We start from the raw sequence: 1,478 nt of genomic DNA, 5'->3' as shown, positions 1-1,478 counted from the left end.
AGATGTGTATAAGAGACAGACACAAAGTGCAGCGGCCACTGGCCGTCGTCCACCTCGCTCAGCTGACCGTGGCCGTCGTAGCGATACGCAATCTGCTGGCCATCGGGCAGGGTTTTCTGGATAAGCCGCCCCATGGCGTCCCGCTGGTAGCGGGTTATCAGCTCGCCGCCCTGCTCCCCCAGCTCGCTCTTTTCCAGCAGCTGGCCAGTCAGGTCGTAGCGATAGGCAGTGGTGCGGCCATCAAAGCCGGTCTCACTGGCTATCAAACCATTGGGGTAGTCAGGGCGAGATCACGAATGTTTTTTGAACTTGTTTTGCATGAAAAACACACACAAATAGGCCAAAAAAAATCAAAAATATCCCGAAGCAGGTCAGTGTTGTTTGAAAATAACCCAATGTGGATTATTTTTGCTCACTCATGATCTCGCCCTGTTGGGGTAGTAGTGGATGTGGTGCCGCTCGCCCTGCTCGTTTTCCAGCTCGCTGAGGAACAACTTGGCGTTGTCGTAGCGGTATTTCAGCTCGCTGCCATCGGGGTTGATGCGCCGACTCACCAAATGCAGGCCGGGGTGGTATTCGTAGCGGGAAATAAAAGAAAAAGGTCAGGAGGTTATTTATTCCTGACCTTTGAAATATCCGAATTTTGAAAGAACACAATGTCAATTAATCGAGTCTATAGTCCTGCTATTTATATGTACCAGCAGCCTCGGCTTGAGCAATAAAGTAATCTTGTAGACAGCCCTGAATTTCATCCGTTCCATACATCAGTTTAAAATCCTCAATGATTCCGTTAGGAAAATGAGAGCCATCCACAGTACCAAAAATAACAGATGCAGTGTCGGCAATGACTAATTTTAAAAAAGAAAAAATAGCATCCCTCTCTTCATTACCTAGGTTTGATATTACACAGCTTGCTTTGCTATAAGCATCAGAACCTACACTGAGATTTCCACTTAGCAAGTTTTTATATCTTGGTAAGTTATCGAAAAACAATTCTTCGAAAATTGCGCTGACAACTTTTTCATCATTTTTCATGGCTAATCCTTTGCTTTTTTAGTCTAATTTCAATGTACATAGACTTATTCAATTCAATAAGTTTCTGAAGCTGTTCATTAGGAGCTTCAGGATATACTCGACGCAACTCTTTAATATCTCTAGCTACGACATCTCTTGCTGAGCTAAATGGTTTTCCTGTTGTCGGATTAGTCATACCTCTGGAAACAACCCCAACATTTTCTTTGGCTACAGTATGCCCTACCTTTGGAACTAAAATAGATGGTGCAGTCTTAGGATCATAACCTTCAATTAAGTCTTTCATGATCGCTTTTTGACCGACATGATGAGCATCCAATTCTAAGTTTTGCCCTATGACAGAGGCTCTATTCTCCGAGTAGCTACCTACGTCCCATACAGAGCCAATGCGGTTATTGGTATCTGGACACTGCCCCGGAATATTCGTCAACCCCAACGGATCGACC

General features: G+C 44.7%; 4 protein-coding genes. All 4 read right to left on the bottom strand.

Translation table 11 applies throughout. The features are described from left to right. Positions 1–266: RHS repeat domain-containing protein (locus CUC53_RS19355; protein WP_167386794.1), on the bottom strand; the 266-nt coding region annotated here is incomplete at its 3' end. A gap of 150 nt (positions 267–416) precedes the next feature. Then, positions 417–554: a hypothetical protein gene (locus tag CUC53_RS19350; protein ID WP_167386793.1), complete on the bottom strand. Its 138-nt coding sequence runs from the start codon at positions 552–554 to the stop codon at positions 417–419. A 130-nt stretch (positions 555–684) separates the two neighbouring features. Beyond that, positions 685–1,035: a hypothetical protein gene (locus CUC53_RS17500; RefSeq protein WP_100295304.1), complete on the bottom strand. Its 351-nt coding sequence runs from the start codon at positions 1,033–1,035 to the stop codon at positions 685–687. Then, positions 1,025–1,478 (bottom strand): ubiquitin family protein (locus CUC53_RS17495; RefSeq protein WP_201796793.1); only part of this gene is annotated, 454 nt, incomplete at its 5' end. The genes CUC53_RS17495 and CUC53_RS17500, both read right to left, overlap by 11 nt.

Source organism: Aeromonas cavernicola (genome assembly GCF_002795305.1).
In the GTDB taxonomy this organism is placed as follows: domain Bacteria; phylum Pseudomonadota; class Gammaproteobacteria; order Enterobacterales; family Aeromonadaceae; genus Aeromonas; species Aeromonas cavernicola.
Note: the sequence above shows the minus strand (reverse complement) of the source record. Positions and strands in the feature narration are given on the sequence as shown.

What these genes read in the sequence shown, in the direction of transcription:
- CUC53_RS17500 (WP_100295304.1), bottom strand. Translation starts at nt 1,035, where the DNA reads ATGAAAAATGATGAAAAAGTTGTCAGCGCAATTTTCGAAGAATTGTTT.